At 69.6% G+C, this 13,497-nt stretch carries 11 protein-coding genes and 1 pseudogene; 7 read left to right on the top strand and 5 right to left on the bottom strand.

What is annotated here, in order from left to right; all coding sequences use genetic code 11:
• Positions 1-12: 12 nt before the first annotated feature.
• Positions 13-999 carry an ABC transporter permease gene (locus ABD858_RS01985; RefSeq protein ID WP_345034087.1) on the bottom strand — a complete coding sequence of 329 codons (987 nt, stop codon included), beginning with the start codon at positions 997-999 and terminating at the stop codon, positions 13-15.
• 48 nt (positions 1,000-1,047) lie between these two features.
• Positions 1,048-2,643 carry an ABC transporter substrate-binding protein gene (locus tag ABD858_RS01980; protein WP_345034086.1) on the bottom strand — a complete coding sequence of 532 codons (1,596 nt, stop codon included), beginning with the start codon at positions 2,641-2,643 and terminating at the stop codon, positions 1,048-1,050.
• Between the two features lie 159 nt (positions 2,644-2,802).
• Between ABD858_RS01980 and ABD858_RS01975 the strand changes: the two genes are divergently transcribed.
• From ABD858_RS01975 to ABD858_RS01960, 4 genes are all read left to right on the top strand, one after another.
• Positions 2,803-4,536 (top strand): DUF885 domain-containing protein, encoded by a 1,734-nt coding sequence (locus ABD858_RS01975; protein ID WP_345034083.1) that lies wholly within the window; start codon positions 2,803-2,805, stop codon positions 4,534-4,536.
• A gap of 264 nt (positions 4,537-4,800) precedes the next feature.
• Complete coding sequence (locus tag ABD858_RS01970) at positions 4,801-5,181, top strand: DUF5132 domain-containing protein (RefSeq protein ID WP_345034081.1); 381 nt, start codon at positions 4,801-4,803, stop codon at positions 5,179-5,181.
• A gap of 326 nt (positions 5,182-5,507) precedes the next feature.
• Positions 5,508-5,699, top strand: coding sequence for a hypothetical protein (locus ABD858_RS01965; RefSeq protein WP_345034078.1), 192 nt, complete (start codon positions 5,508-5,510; stop codon positions 5,697-5,699).
• Positions 5,696-6,445: a thioesterase II family protein gene (locus tag ABD858_RS01960; protein WP_345034076.1), complete on the top strand. Its 750-nt coding sequence runs from the start codon at positions 5,696-5,698 to the stop codon at positions 6,443-6,445. The genes ABD858_RS01965 and ABD858_RS01960 overlap by 4 nt, the downstream gene beginning before the upstream one ends.
• Positions 6,446-6,755: 310 nt before the next feature.
• On the opposite strand, the pseudogene ABD858_RS01955 reads toward ABD858_RS01960, so the two are convergent.
• The 3 genes and pseudogenes from ABD858_RS01955 to ABD858_RS01945 form a co-directional block, all read right to left on the bottom strand.
• A pseudogene (locus tag ABD858_RS01955) lies at positions 6,756-6,947 on the bottom strand (thioredoxin-disulfide reductase); the annotation flags it as partial.
• An 804-nt stretch (positions 6,948-7,751) separates the two neighbouring features.
• The gene (locus ABD858_RS01950) at positions 7,752-9,143 is read right to left on the bottom strand and encodes an IS1380 family transposase (RefSeq protein WP_345034073.1); all 1,392 of its coding nucleotides are present in this window, start codon (positions 9,141-9,143) and stop codon (positions 7,752-7,754) included.
• 150 nt (positions 9,144-9,293) lie between these two features.
• Complete coding sequence (locus tag ABD858_RS01945; RefSeq protein WP_345034070.1) at positions 9,294-11,627, bottom strand: WD40 repeat domain-containing protein; 2,334 nt, start codon at positions 11,625-11,627, stop codon at positions 9,294-9,296.
• A 229-nt stretch (positions 11,628-11,856) separates the two neighbouring features.
• On the opposite strand from ABD858_RS01945, the gene ABD858_RS01940 reads away from it, so the two are divergent.
• From ABD858_RS01940 to panD, 3 genes are all read left to right on the top strand, one after another.
• On the top strand, positions 11,857-12,042 hold the full coding sequence (locus ABD858_RS01940; protein ID WP_345034068.1) for a hypothetical protein: 186 nt from the start codon (positions 11,857-11,859) through the stop codon (positions 12,040-12,042).
• Between the two features lie 261 nt (positions 12,043-12,303).
• Entirely contained in the window at positions 12,304-12,714 is a 411-nt protein-coding gene (locus ABD858_RS01935; protein WP_345034067.1) for a hypothetical protein, read from the top strand.
• Between the two features lie 354 nt (positions 12,715-13,068).
• Entirely contained in the window at positions 13,069-13,494 is a 426-nt protein-coding gene (gene panD, locus ABD858_RS01930; RefSeq protein ID WP_345034065.1) for an aspartate 1-decarboxylase, read from the top strand.
• The last annotated feature ends 3 nt before the right edge of the window (positions 13,495-13,497 follow it).

Here is a 13,497-nt window from a genome sequence, read left to right as displayed (position 1 = left end):
AGCGCCATCGGATCACGTCTTCCGGATGACCGATCGGGGGTCGAGCAGAGCGAGTGCCAGATCGACCAGGAAGTTCACCACGAGGACCGACGAGCCGAGCACCAGAACCGACGCCTCGACGACCGCGTAGTCCTGCGCGGCCACGGACTGTGCCATCGCCGAACCGATGCCCGGCCAGACGAACACCTTCTCGACCAGTACGGTCCCCGCGATCAGGGCCGGCAACAGATTCCCGGCGAACGTCAGCGACGCGGTCAGCGCGTTCGGTGCCACGTGGCGCAGGTGGAGCCGGACGGCGGGCAGCCGTTTCGCGCGGGCGGCACGCAGATATTCCGTGGCGAGGACCTTGAGCGTCTCCACCCGCACGATCCGCAGCAGGACCGCGGTCGGAGCGAGCGCCAGCGCGAGTACGGGCAGCACATAGGACCTGGGACCGAGGTCGCCGGCGACGGGAAGGATGCGCAGGGCGACCGCCAGCCCCGCGGTGAGACCCGCCGCGAGGACGAAGTCCGGCACGCCCGCCAGGACCGAGGTGGTGGCGGTGAACGCCAGTTCCGCCCGCGGGCGTCGCCCTCCGTGTGTCCACACCGCGGCGAGCAGCCCCCCTGGGAGGGCGACGACGAGTACGCAGGCGAAGGTCAGGACGGCGAGCAGCAGGGTGGCCGGCAGGCGTGCCCTGACCAGGTCGGCCACCGGCTCGCCGGTCACCAGCGAGACCCCGAGGTCGCCGTGGGCCAGCCGCGGGAGATGCTGCCAGTACTGTTCCGGCAGGCTATGGTCCAGACCGAGTTCGTGCCGCTTCGCCGCCACCAGGTCCGGCGGGGCGTCCACGCCGAGCGCGGCCCGGACCGGGTCCCCGGGGATCAGCCGGATCATCGCGAAGGAAGCGGTGACGACCACGAAGAGCGAGACGACCAGCCGTGCCGCGCGCCGGCAGCAGAACACCACCCACGGGTGGTGCCGGGCCGGGGCACCGAGCCGCGCGGACACGGTCGTCATGGGTAACCTCCTCGACTCGCGGGCGGCCGTGCGGCGCGTCCGCCACGGCTATCGGTGCAGGCGGATGCTGGTCGGTACGATCCGGCCGCCGGGCGCGACGGCGAAGGTCGTCCGGTAGCCGTACATCGTGCTCGTGCCGTCGGCGACGGGCAGCACGTCGGCCGAGCGGAGAAGCGCCGCGGCGGCCCTGTTCCAGTCCCCGCAGCTGGCCGAGCCCGGCGAACGCAAGGCTCGGGCGACGAATCGGTCGTAGGCGGGGTTGGTGACATGCGCGAAGTTCAGTCCTCCTGACGACGGCGGGCCGGAGAAGTACGGGACGAGCTGCGCGGGCAGCTGCGGCCCCGGCGAGCTGCCGACCACGACGTCGAAGTCGCCGCTTCCGTACATGGCCTGGACCACCGCGTTGCGGCTCTCGCCGACGAGGTCGACGTCCACGCCCAGCGCCTGCCACGTCACGGCCATCAGTTCGGCGACCGACGGAAGGGTGGAGCCGAAGTCGGCGCTGCTGAGCAGCCGCAGACGCAGCGGTCGGCCCTGCTTGACCAGCCTGCCCCGCGCGTTCTTCGTCCAGCCCGCGGCACGCAGGGCCCGCACGGCGCTGTGCGAGGGCAGGTTCCCCGCGGCCACGTCGGAGTAGCAGAGGGAGTTCGGGGCGGTGAGATCGCGCGCGGGCGTACCGTCTCCGCCGATCGCCACATTGGCGAGGCCCTTGCGGTCCAGGGCCCCCACCAGCGCCCGGCGCAGCACCGGATCGTTCAAGGGCCGGTCGGATCGCTCGTTGAAGAAGGTCAGCCCCACCACGGTCGGCACCTGGGCGGTCGCCAGACCGTGGCCGGTCAGCCGCGCGCGGTCCGGACCGGTCACCATGGCGATGTTCACTCCGCCCGTGAGCAGCAGATTCGCCACGGTGGACTCCTGCGGAACCACCGTCACCACAATCCGCTCCGGCTGCCCCGGAGCTGCGTTGCCCGCTCCGCGCGGCCCCCACGCGTAACCCTTGCGCCGTGTGAAGAGGTACGGACCCCCCGAGGCGTAGCCGCTCAGCACGTACGGGCCGGTGCCCTGCGATCTCCTGTCCAGCGCGCCGGGATCCGCCAGTCCGGCGGGGCAGACGACGGGCAGCAGACCGATCGTCCGCACGATGAAGCTGTACGGCGATGCCGTCCGCAACGACACCGTCCGCTCCGCGTCGTCGGCCGACACCGTGAACGGCACACCGGGCAGGGCGGCCCGGGCACCGACGAGCCGGTTGCGGGGATCGCCGGCATACCGCAGCGACCGGGCCACCCCGGACGCCGTCAGGGCCGTGCCGTCGGAGCAGGTCACCCCCTTGCGCAGGGTGAAACTCGCCGAAGTGGCCCCGGCCTGCCATCTCTCGGCCAGACCGGACACCACACGCCCGTCCCGCGCCACATCGACCAGTGAGTCGTAGGCATAAGGAGCCAGTGAAAGACCGAACTGCGAGTACGGATTGAAGCTCGGGGTCTCCGAGGCGGTGGCGATCGTGACGGTGCCGCCCACGAACACAGGAGTGCGCGTCGACGACACGTCGCCGCCGCAACCTGCCAGCACGGCTGACACGACGGCGGCGGCCGCCGCCACGACCGACCGAGCCCTGGGAGACGACACGGTTCGGCGGTGCATGGCGCTTATCGTGCCACCGCGATCGACGGCGTCGGCCGGGCTTTCCCGGGCCGGACGCGAACGCGCCGGACAATTTCCCCCGTCCGAGTGAGACCGCCCGACGCGCGGTCCACGGCCTCGTTGCTGACGCAGCGTCACCTCAGGGCGCACACTGGCGACATGGTCATCAATCCAGGGGGCTCCCCGGACGACTCGACGGCGCGCGAGATCGACCGACTCGCGACCTCGTACTGGGACTTCCTGCTCGCACGCGAGCCATCGCTGCGCACGCGCCGCGGGCTGCCGGTCGAGTCGCTGCCGGGGGTGTCCGCCGCGGAGGCCGACGAGCGGGCCGGGTTCGCGGCAGGGGTGCTGAGCCGGCTGGGTGCGCTGCGACCGGCGGAACTGTCCGGTCCCGCCGCCGACACGGCGGGCTTCCTTCGGGCGCTGGCCGAACAGGAAGCGAAGGCGGGACGTTTCCACTGGCTCACCCCCACCGCCACGCCGTACCAGCTCTTCCGCCTCCAGCAGTACGGTGACAGCGTCTTCCGCCCGTTCCGCTTCGAGCACCGAGCCGACGCGGACCGGTACGTGACCCTCGTACGGGACCTGGCCCGCTGTGTCGCGACGATCGGCGACAAGGTCGCCGGGCAGGCGGCGCGGGGCTTTCGCATCCATGCTCCGGCCCTGACCGGCGTCCACACCACACTCACCCGTCTGCGGGAGTCGGCGGCACGGTACGTCCGGGCGGACGCCGGGCGGCTCACCCGGCTCGGCGCGGCGAGCCGGGGTCACCTGCGCGACACGGTGGAGCGGCTCGTGGCCACCGAACTGGAGCCGGCGTTCGACCGCCTCGTCGCCCTCGTGGGCGACCCGTACTACCTCCGGCGGGCGCCGCAGGCCGTCGGCTGGGCCCGCTACCCGGAAGGCGAGGCGGCATACCGGGCCTTCGTCAGGACGTACACGTCCGGCGACACACCACCCGAACGCCTCCACGAACTCGGCTGGGAGCACTGCCGTGAACTCGGCGAGCGGATGCGGGAGATGCGCGACACGCTCGGTTTCGCGGGGACGGAGGCGGAGTTCCACGAACGGCTCGCGACCGAGCCGCGCCTGTACGCCGCCACCCCGGAGGAGGTCGAAGCCCGCTACCGCGGACACCTCGACCGCCTCACGCCACTGCTGCCGCGCTGGTTCGCGGTCCTGCCCCGCGCCCCCTACGGTGTGGCCCGCCTTGACCCGGCGCTGGAGGGGTCGATGACGTTCGGCTACTACGAACCGCCGACCGCCACACAACCGGTGGGACGCTACCGCTACAACGCCTCGGACCTGGCACATCGGTCACTGCTCGGCGCAGCCGCGCTCATCTACCACGAGCTGTCGCCCGGACATCACTTCCACCTCGCACGCCAGGCCGAGAACACTGCGCTGCCCGACCTGCGACGCGAGCTGGCGGCCTTCAGCGGGTTCGAGGAGGGATGGGCGGAGTACGCGGCAGGGCTCGCCTGGGAGATGGGGCTGTACGACGACCCGTGGGACGCGTACGGACGACTGGCCCATGAACGGTTCACCGCGCAGCGCCTCGTCGTCGACACCGGCCTCAACCTCGGGACGATGACACTGGAGGAGGCGCGCACCTTCATGCGCGCCCACGCGGCAGCCGAGTCCGAAGGACAGATCACGACCGAGTTGTTGCGCTACGCGACCGATCTGCCGGGGCAGGCGCTGACATACCGGGCGGGTCATGCGGAGTTCACGGCATTGCGGGCAGCGTGCGAACGCGGCGCCGGCGCCGCGTTCGACGTGCGCGCCTTTCACGAGACCGTGCTGGCCGGCGGCACGCTGCCGTTTCCCGCCCTGCACCGACGGGTGGAGAGAGAACTGCACGGGGCGTCCGGCCGTCAGCAGCGATGAGAGGGGCCACCCGAAGAAGACGGCTGACCGCGGGTTCCGGCTGTTGAACGGCTCGAACAGGCTTCCTGGGGAAGGCCGCTCTACTTGAATGAGTGAAGGCCACGGGGAATTCGTAGCCGCTTGCTCGGCCTCGGATACTCTCTGTGATGGAGGGTGCGGATCCGCTGATGCGGAGTGCGTCCATCTCGTCGAATTTTCTCCCGTTCACTTCACCGTTGTGTTTTCAATCATCATCTCCTCGACAGAAGAGAAGGATGTTGTGCCATGCCGCCTGTAGTACCTCCTTTCCTGATCGGTCTGATCACCGCATCCCTGGTGAAGAGGGTGGGCAAGCCCTTGGTGCGAGGACTCGTCAAAGCGTCGGTGGGCCTGGGAATCGAAGTCAAGCGGGCCGTCCACGAAGCCGGCGAGGGAATCCAGGATCTCGCTGCCGAGGCGACCGCTGAAGTGCGTGCAGCCCAGACGACACAAGGAGCCGGGCACGGCGTCGACGCCCCGGAGGACGGCACCGCGGGCCGGGCCGGAGCGGCCGCCAGGTCGGCGCCCGCGGCCGTAGAGGCCCACGAGGGACAGACCGGCGGTCAGGGCAAGTCCGTCGGCAAGGCCCGTAGCGCTGCCGGTTCGGTCGCCGCCAAGGCGCGCTGAGTCCGCCGGCCGACTTTCCTCCGCGCCACACCTTCGTCTGCGTAACCGGTCGAGGCTTCCAAGTCCCGGCCAGAGTATGCCCGTCCGTGAAACACATCACTGTGCCCCATGGAGTCTTCGGCGGGCACAGCGGCGGCTCGTCGGCCCGGCCTCGCGAATGCGACCGCCAGGTTTGAACACCGGTGCATGCCGACGCGTTCACCATTTCGCTCAGGCAAGCGGGCATCACCTGTTCACCGATACCGTCGAAAAGAAGCAGACGGAGGCGTGGAAGGAACGGCCGAAGAAGGCGACACAAAGACGACACCCTGATGGAGACAGGTCAGATGTCTGCGACCGGAACCCCCCTGTATTCCGCGGAACTCATCCAGGTAGGCGGTGCCTACAAACTCGTCGTGACCGATCGCCTGCGCCACACCGTGCAGACTGCAAACGTGTCCATGAGGGCGGTGGAGCAGCTTCCCGCCCTTCTCTCCAAGCTCGACTCCCTGCGCCTGCGCGGGATCCGTCAGCGATGACGGCGACCGACGCGAAGAAGTGGTTCCGTGTCCACCGGCGTGCGGCGGACCCCAGGCTCCGACTGGTGTGTTTCCCGCACGCCGGCGGCACGGCACAGCTGTTCCACGGTTGGCCCGCGCTGCTGCCGGCGGACGTCGAGGTGCTCGCCGTGCGGTACCCCGGCCGCCAGGACCGGCTCGCGGAAGCCTGCATCGAGGACATGGCCACCCTGGCCGACACGATCGAGGACGCACTGCGGCCCTGGCTCGACCGGCCGCTCGCGCTTTTCGGGCACAGCATGGGCGCCTGCGTCGCCTACGAGGTGGCCCTGCGGCTGGAGGCCCGCGGCATCGTCCCCGAGCACCTGCTGGTCTCCGCACACGAAGCCCCCCAGTGGGCCGAACACGTTGCGCTGCACGACGCCGACGACGAGACCCTGATCACCCATGTCCGGCACCTCGGAGACCTGCACTCGGAGGCCTACGACATCCCGGAGTTGCGTGACCTGCTGCTGCCCGCCCTCCGTTCGGACTACCGGCTGCTCGAGGGCTACCACCCCCCGAATCCGGCTCCGGTCAAGGCGCCGATCACCGCGTACGTCGGCCAGGACGATCCGAGTTGCGTGCTCGACGGGGTCCTCGCCTGGTCCGGCCTCGCTGCCCCGGGCTCCTTCGAGCTGTGCCCGTTCCCCGGGGATCACTTCTACCTCGTGGCCCGGGAGGTCGAAGTGGTCGCGGATGTGGCAGCACGTCTTGCGCGCGCGTGAGGCGCCGGTCAGGCCTGACGGCGGATGCCCGTATCGAGAACCTGGAAGTCCACGGCGCACACCCACAGGTCCCGGACTGTGCGCGGTCGGTACCTGGCAGGGTTCGCACGGTGTCGGCGGGCGCGGAGAAAAGAAGACGGCGCCGTCCGTTGCCGAGGCCCGCCGGGAACTTGGTCAGCAGACGGTCGCGGAATACGCGAAGTCCGCACTCGGTAGACGTCGTCCGCCACGACGTTGTTGATGTTCACGGCCCGGGCATGACCGGGGCGGCTTGATGCACGAGCGAGGTCGCCCCGGTAGCCCGAGTCCGTCAGGACGGCGCGACGGTCAACGCTGTCTCGGCCCTCCCGTCGGCAAGCGCGGCGAGGTACCGCTCTGCGTCGAGTACGGCCTGGCAGCCACTGCCAGCGGCCGTGATGGCCTGGCGGTAGGTGTGATCGACGACATCGCCGGCGGCGAAGGCACCGGGGATGTTGGTGCGAGTGGAGGGCGAGGCGACCTTGCTGTCGGCCGCGGTGCGGTCTGCGTCCCTCCGACCTGAGAGTCGGCCCGAACCCCTGAGCCGCAGGTCACAACGACAGTGGCAGGCGGGTGATCTCTGCGCTGCCGTTCGCGGAACCGTCTGCGTGACGAGTCTGCGATCGATAGCGTTTCCTCCTGGTCTGACGTTCTTCCACCGGGCTCCAGCGGTCAGCGTGGGGCCCCCTTCATGTCGCTGACGACGGGAGCCAGAAAGGGGCTCGCTTGCTGGCGGCGGCGGGCCAGCCGGCGATCGTCCGGGAGAAGACACCTATGACGAAGGAACGCGTCTTGTGGGGTACGACTAGGGAATTGCCGAGCCGATCCGTGAGCGGTTCGGAACTTGCTCCCACACAGCAGTGAGGAGGACGTTGACCGTCTACTCGCGCCCCGTACCGCACTAATACTGCAACCGCACTCATTGCGTCACCGCAGGTCAGGGCGGGTGCAGCGGAGTTCTTCCACTGGCGATGCGTCAGTGGAGGATTCCGGTTCCCGCATTCGGTCGAACCGCGAACCGGCAGGTCAACGCTCCAAGTGGCTGATGGCTCGTCACATGCGGGCGGGCGGTGTACCGCGCTTGACCTGCGGCGATAGCGCGAGTGCGGTTGCAGTACTAAGCCTTGATCCACCGACGTGGTCTGAAAGTGGTCTTCTGACTGATCCTGAGCCCGTTTCGGGATGGTCGTTGGGCTTGGGCAGCGTGTAGCTGCTGGTCTGCCCAGCGTTTCCACGTGTTCGGTTCCGGTTGGGCCCTGGCGGGCGGGGTGGGCAGGGGCGGTTCGTGTCAGCCGGCTGGTCCGTGGACGGTGTCGAAGAGGTGTGTCCAGGCGTGCTGCCAGGGCCAGTTGTGGGGCAGGTGCAGGGTGATGCGTCGCGCTGAGCGGGCGATCCTGGCGGGAACGTGGACCAGGTGGGCGCAGAGGGTGGCGGTGGTGGCCTTGGCGTGGAAGGCGGAGGTCAGTGCGCCGGTGGCCCGCAGCAGGTTGTAGGTCACGGCCCACAGGGTGAGCCAGGCCGCGTTGGCGTTGAAGTGTCCGGAGGGCAGGTGGGCCAGGGCTGAGGCCTTGCTGTCCGCGATGACTTGTTCGACAACGGCATGGTGGCGGTGTTCCCGCTCGGCTTGCAGGGTCTGGGCGGGGTTGTCGGTGAAGAACGGGTGGTAGCGCCAGACCGGGAACAGTTCGCCCTGCTCACCCACGACGACGGGCTTGGCCAGGTCACGGACCCGGCGCACGATCAGCCGGGCCGTGACCTGCTCCGCCTTCTTGCGGCTGGCGAACGCGGTGTAGGCGGGTATCTCGGCGACTTCGGCGTCCGAGATGAGCTCGCCGGTTTCGGGGTCGGGCACGGCGGTGGGATAGGTGATCTGCTGCCATGCCTGGTCGGGGATGCTGTGGACGGCCCGTTTGATGGAGGGGTTCATGCCGGTGGTGATCGAGAAGTGGGATCCGGCCCGGCGGCAGGCGGCGATCACACCGGCGTTGTAGAACTGCGAGTCCGCGCGCAGGATGCGCATGCCGGTGCAGCCGGCCTCGGCGGCGGTGGCCAGGGCTTCACTGACGAACTTCGGGGCGCCGCGGGAGTCGGCGGACTTGCCGCGGCGCATCCGGACCCCGGCGATCACCGGGCGGGAGCGGGGGGTGCAGATCGTGGCGAGCAGGGGGTGCAGGGTGCGGACGCCCTTGAACCGGCCGTACTCGGCGCCCTGTTTGGCGCGTCCGTAGACCCGCTTGTGGGTGGAGTCGACATCGATGAACGCCTTCTCGCCGGAACCGGGCAGCAATGGGGTGTGCGTGGCCAGTGCGGCCAGGAATCTGCGGTGCACAGCGTGGAGCTGGAGTGCGTGACCGTGGGTGAACGCGCGCAGGAACGTGCCGAGCGTGGACGGGGCACGGATGCCGCCAAACAGGGTCGGCATCGCACCGTGCCGCAGGACGTCCAGGTCGTCGATGCTGTCCGCGCCTGCGACCATGCCGGCCACGATGCTGGTGACCTTGGCGTCCGCTGCGGCACCCGCGCTGTTCTTCGCCCCGGTCAGCTTCACCTTCTCCGCCGCCAGACGGGCAAGCCCGCACCGCTCGGCCAGCCGCATCACCGGGACCAGCCCGGCATACGCGACCAGATTCGTGTCGTCGAACGCGGCGGACACCGCCGACGCGGCATGGGAAGATTGCATCTCGCGGGTGTTCTCTTGCTCTGTGGATGTGGAACCGTAGGAAGTCCCATCATCCCAGCTCAGAGGGCACCCGCGTCTACATGTCCAAGCCCTGAACCGGCTATTGCTCGGTGGATCAAGGCTAAGACGCTCCTGAACCGGGGGTGAGCCTCAACCGGACGGATGAACCACTGGCAGTCGAAAACGGCCTGCCCACAGGCGCACGATCTCGTCGCTTCCGGCCGAGGCGATGAAGTGGCCGTCGGGGGAGAACGCGACGGACCGGATCCGGTCGGTGTGGCCGGCCAGGGGTTCACCGACGAGGTGTCGGGTGAGCGTGTTCCACAGCCGTACGGTGCCGTCGCCACTCGCGGCGGCCAGCAGATATCCGTCGGGTGAGAACGCCACCGAGAGGACTGGACCGGTGTGGCCGGTGAGGGATTCACGGGCGGGGGCACCGGTCACGGCATCCCACAGACGGACCGTCCCGTCGTGGCCCGCGGTGGCCAGCAGCCGTCCGTCGGGGGAGAACGCCACGCATTCGACGCTGCCCGCGTGGCCGGTCAGCGGGTTGCCGATGGGGAGGCGGGTGGCCGGGTCCCACAGGCGGACGGTTTCGTCGTCGCTGGCGGTGGCGAGGAGGCGCCCGTCGGGCGAGAACGCCACGGATTCGATGGTGTCGGTGTGGCCGGACAGGGGTTCGCCGAGGGGGGCGCCCGTCGTCGTGTCCCACAGCTGGAGGTCGTTACTCGCGCAGGCGAGGGTGCGCCCGTCGGGGGACATCGCCACCGACAGGCAGGAGCCGTCCCGAACAGTAAGAGGGTTGCCGATGGGGAGGCGGGTGGCCGGGTCCCACAGGCGGACGGTTTCGTCGTCGCTGGCGGTGGCGAGGAGGCGCCCGTCGGGGGAGAACACCACCGACCGGACCTGGCCGGTGTGCCCGGTGAGGGGATCGCCGGCCGGGGCGCGGGTGACCGGGTCCCACAACCGCACGGTCTCGTCGGCGCCCGCGGAGGCGAGCAGACGGCCGTCCGGGGAGAACGCCACCGAGAAGACCGGGCCTCCGCAACCGGCGTGCAGGGCGGGCAGGGGCACAGGGTGACCCTGCGAGAGGGCGTGTTCGACCGCCCGTAGGGCCGAGGTGGCCACGGCGACGGGTGCCGGAGTGCGAGGCTCACCATGCCGGTGGACGCGCACCGTGTTGTCGTGACCGGCGGTGGCGAGCAGGCCCCCGTCAGGGGAGAAGGCGACCGACCAGACCTGATCGGTGTGCCCGTCGAGCGGTTCACCGATCGGCACCCCGGTCGCGGGCTCCCACAGCCGCACGGTCCTGTCCCGGCTGGCGGTGGCCAGCAGTCGGCCGTCCGGGGAGAACGCCACCGAGAAGACCGGGCCGGTGTGACCGGTGAGCGGGGCGAGGGCCGCGGCGCCAGTGATCATGTTCCACAGCCGCACCGTTCCGTCCGAAGAGGCAGTCGCCAGCAGGTGCCCGTCGGGGGAGAACGCCACCGACTCGACGTCGTCGGTATGACCGATGAGGGGTCTGCCGACGAGGGTGCCGGTGGCCGGGTCCCACAGGCGCACGGTCTTGTCGCGGCTCGCCGTGGCGAGCAGGCAGCCATCGGGGGAGAACACCGCCGACCAGACCGGATCGCCGTGGCCGGTGAGGGCATCGCTCACCGGTGTGCGCGTGGTGGTGTCCCACAGCCGTACGGTCTCGTCCGCGCTCGCGGTAGCCAGGAGCCGTCCGTCCGGGGAGAACGCCACCGACCAGACCTCGTCGGTGTGGGCACCGAGGGGGTCGCCGACCGGCGCCCTGGATACGGTGTCCCACAGGCGCACCGTGTGATCGGCGCTCGCGGTGGCCAGCAGCCGTCCGTCGGGCGAGAACGCCACCGACGCCACCCCCTCGGTATGGCCGGCGAGGGCCTCCCCGGCCGGAGCCCCGGAAGAGGAGTCCCACAGCCGTACGGTGTTGTCCGCGCTCCCCGTGGCGAGTAGCCGCCCGTCCGGGGAGAACGCCGCCGACACGACCGGGCCCGTGTGCACCAGTGGCGCGTAGGCGAGGGCGTAGCGGGACGAGGACGCTGCCGTGAGCGAGGTCTCCGGCGGACCGCTCACCGGCTCCTGCCGCACGGGATGAGCCAGTCGTCGAGTCGGCCGTGCTGACGCGACGGCGACCCACCGGGCACGCCACGGCTCCAGCACGGGCGATCTACGGTCGGGCGGTGGGCACTCCTGGCCGTACTCGTCCCAGGACAGCAGCGTGCGAACGAGCAGCATCACCTTGTCCACGCTCACGTACTTGCCGCCGAGCGCCGCGCTTTGTGTGGCGATCGGCAACGATGCTTGCTCCTGGGCGAACAGCTTTCGCGCGCGGGCCTCGATGGCACGCAGCGACGGATTGCCCCGCTCCACCCGCAGGCGGCTCAGGTGAGCAGCCTGATCCCGGAGCGCCTCCTCGTACGTGCCCGCCCGGTCGGTGGCCTCGGCATGCTCTGCCATGGGCTTCGTCCCCCACGTTGTCCCAAGTCGTCGGCAGCATAGGGGCCTTCGGACCGAACAGCACCGAACTTGACGGAACAGTCTCGTACAACCCGTGCGGGACGCGGTCGTGTGGTGGGTGTTCGGCCGAACATCCACCACGTATGGAGGAGTTGCGTGAGTGATCGGCGTTCGCCGGATCCGTTCGATCCCTGCAGGTCAGAGCGGTGAAGAGGGCCAGAGTCGAGGCATGTCCACTCCACCTGACACCTTCCTGTCCCTCCACACCGCCGTCGTCCTCCTGGCAGCCGTCGTCATTGGCATGGTCATCGGCTGTCTGACGGTCTTCACCGGGGCCCCGGTCGCGGCGGCTGCCATCGCGGGTGTGTCCAGCGCCGGCGGCAGCGTTCCGGTCCTGCGCACCCTCATCGGATGATCACCGGCACCGGAATGGCGCCAGCAGCCTTACGGAACCGGTACACCACAGCAGGCCCTCGACCGCATGACAAACCCTCGTTGGCTACCGGCTGCTCAGCCTCGCCGACGAAGGACGTGCCGACGAAGCTCTACAAGTCCTGAGGGCCATCGCTGGACCGTTCGACTTCCGTGACGGCCCACTCCTCCTGCGCCAGCTCGCGGAAGGACTCGAACGGCACGGCCAGGACGGTCTGGCCGCCAAAGCGTACGCACTGACCTGGTGCGGACGCGCAGGCAAGGCGGTTGGCTGAACTTCGGCGGGGGAATGTCCCTCGACGCCCTAAGCAGAGCCGCGCAGATCGATCCGATCATCACCTTCCGCTCACTCGATTTGGGGTTGGCGCTGTGGGACGAAGCGGCGGCGGTCATCGAGAGCCGGGCGCCTCGAGTCCACGACAGCGACTACCCCGAATACCCATACAGCGCTCCCGACCGGGACACTGGCGCGGCGGTACAGGGCGATCTGGATGACGCCTTCGCGACCGCGGCACTGGCGGAAGTGGCCCATGCGGGACGCGAGGCCAAGCGGCGGTCCATGATCGCCACGCGGGCTCTCGTCTCACTGCGCCCGGAGTCAGCGGCACTCGCCATGGCCCGGCGCTGGAACATGCGTCTGATCCAGCGCCACTGACCTGGGTGCGGTGTCTCCTCGAAGAGCATGGGTCAGCTGGCCGGGCCGTCTTGGAGCACTGCCAGGATGTGCTGGCCCCAGTTCGCAACTTGCGCTGGACCTCTCGATCTACCTGATGACTCATCAGGTAAGTCGGCATCCAATCAGCATTGGACCGGGGCAGTCTTCCGTCCATGCTCCCGGTTGACGGCTTCGTGGCAGCCTGCTTCGTGCAGATAGCGCAGGTGAGAAGCCCCGCTCGCCACGGCGCACGATGTTCTAGACGGTCTTCGAGTGGAAGGCATGCCGATGTACAGTGAAGGACGCCCTTGACCTGCAGAAAGCGGGCAGGGAGCCGAATTCTAGGAGCGCTCAGTGCTGCGTACTCTGTTCAAGTCGAAGATCCATCGTGCCACCGTGACGGAGGCCGACCTCCACTACGTGGGCTCCGTCACCATCGACGCGGAGCTGATGGAGGCCGCCGACCTGCTGCCCGGCGAACTCGTCCACATCGTCGACATCGACAACGGTGCCCGGCTGGAGACGTACGTCATCGAGGGCGAGCGCGGCTCCGGAGTGATCGGTATCAACGGTGCCGCGGCCCACCTGATCCACCCCGGCGATCTGGTGATCCTGATCAGCTATGCCCAGGTCGACGACGCCGAGGCCCGCACACTCGAGCCGAAGGTCGTCCACGTCGACGCGGACAACCGGATCGTCGAGCTCGGCGCCGACCCCTCGCAGCCGGTCCCGGGCACCGACACCGAGCGCAGCCCGCACGCCCGCGCCCTGGTGCCGTAGGGG

The organism is Streptomyces sannanensis (assembly GCF_039536205.1).
In the GTDB taxonomy this organism is placed as follows: Bacteria; Actinomycetota; Actinomycetes; order Streptomycetales; family Streptomycetaceae; genus Streptomyces; species Streptomyces sannanensis.
Note: the sequence above shows the minus strand (reverse complement) of the source record. Positions and strands in the feature narration are given on the sequence as shown.

Bases quoted from the DNA above. Each gene is read 5' to 3' on its own strand.
- ABD858_RS01985 (WP_345034087.1), bottom strand. From the start codon at position 999: ATGACGACCGTGTCCGCGCGGCTCGGTGCCCCGGCCCGGCACCACCCG.
- ABD858_RS01945 (WP_345034070.1), bottom strand. From the start codon at position 11,627: ATGGCAGAGCATGCCGAGGCCACCGACCGGGCGGGCACGTACGAGGAG.
- ABD858_RS01965 (WP_345034078.1), top strand. From the start codon at position 5,508: ATGTCTGCGACCGGAACCCCCCTGTATTCCGCGGAACTCATCCAGGTA.
- ABD858_RS01940 (WP_345034068.1), top strand. From the start codon at position 11,857: ATGTCCACTCCACCTGACACCTTCCTGTCCCTCCACACCGCCGTCGTC.
- ABD858_RS01970 (WP_345034081.1), top strand. From the start codon at position 4,801: ATGCCGCCTGTAGTACCTCCTTTCCTGATCGGTCTGATCACCGCATCC.
- ABD858_RS01950 (WP_345034073.1), bottom strand. From the start codon at position 9,143: ATGCAATCTTCCCATGCCGCGTCGGCGGTGTCCGCCGCGTTCGACGAC.
- ABD858_RS01975 (WP_345034083.1), top strand. From the start codon at position 2,803: ATGGTCATCAATCCAGGGGGCTCCCCGGACGACTCGACGGCGCGCGAG.
- ABD858_RS01980 (WP_345034086.1), bottom strand. From the start codon at position 2,643: ATGCACCGCCGAACCGTGTCGTCTCCCAGGGCTCGGTCGGTCGTGGCG.
- ABD858_RS01960 (WP_345034076.1), top strand. From the start codon at position 5,696: ATGACGGCGACCGACGCGAAGAAGTGGTTCCGTGTCCACCGGCGTGCG.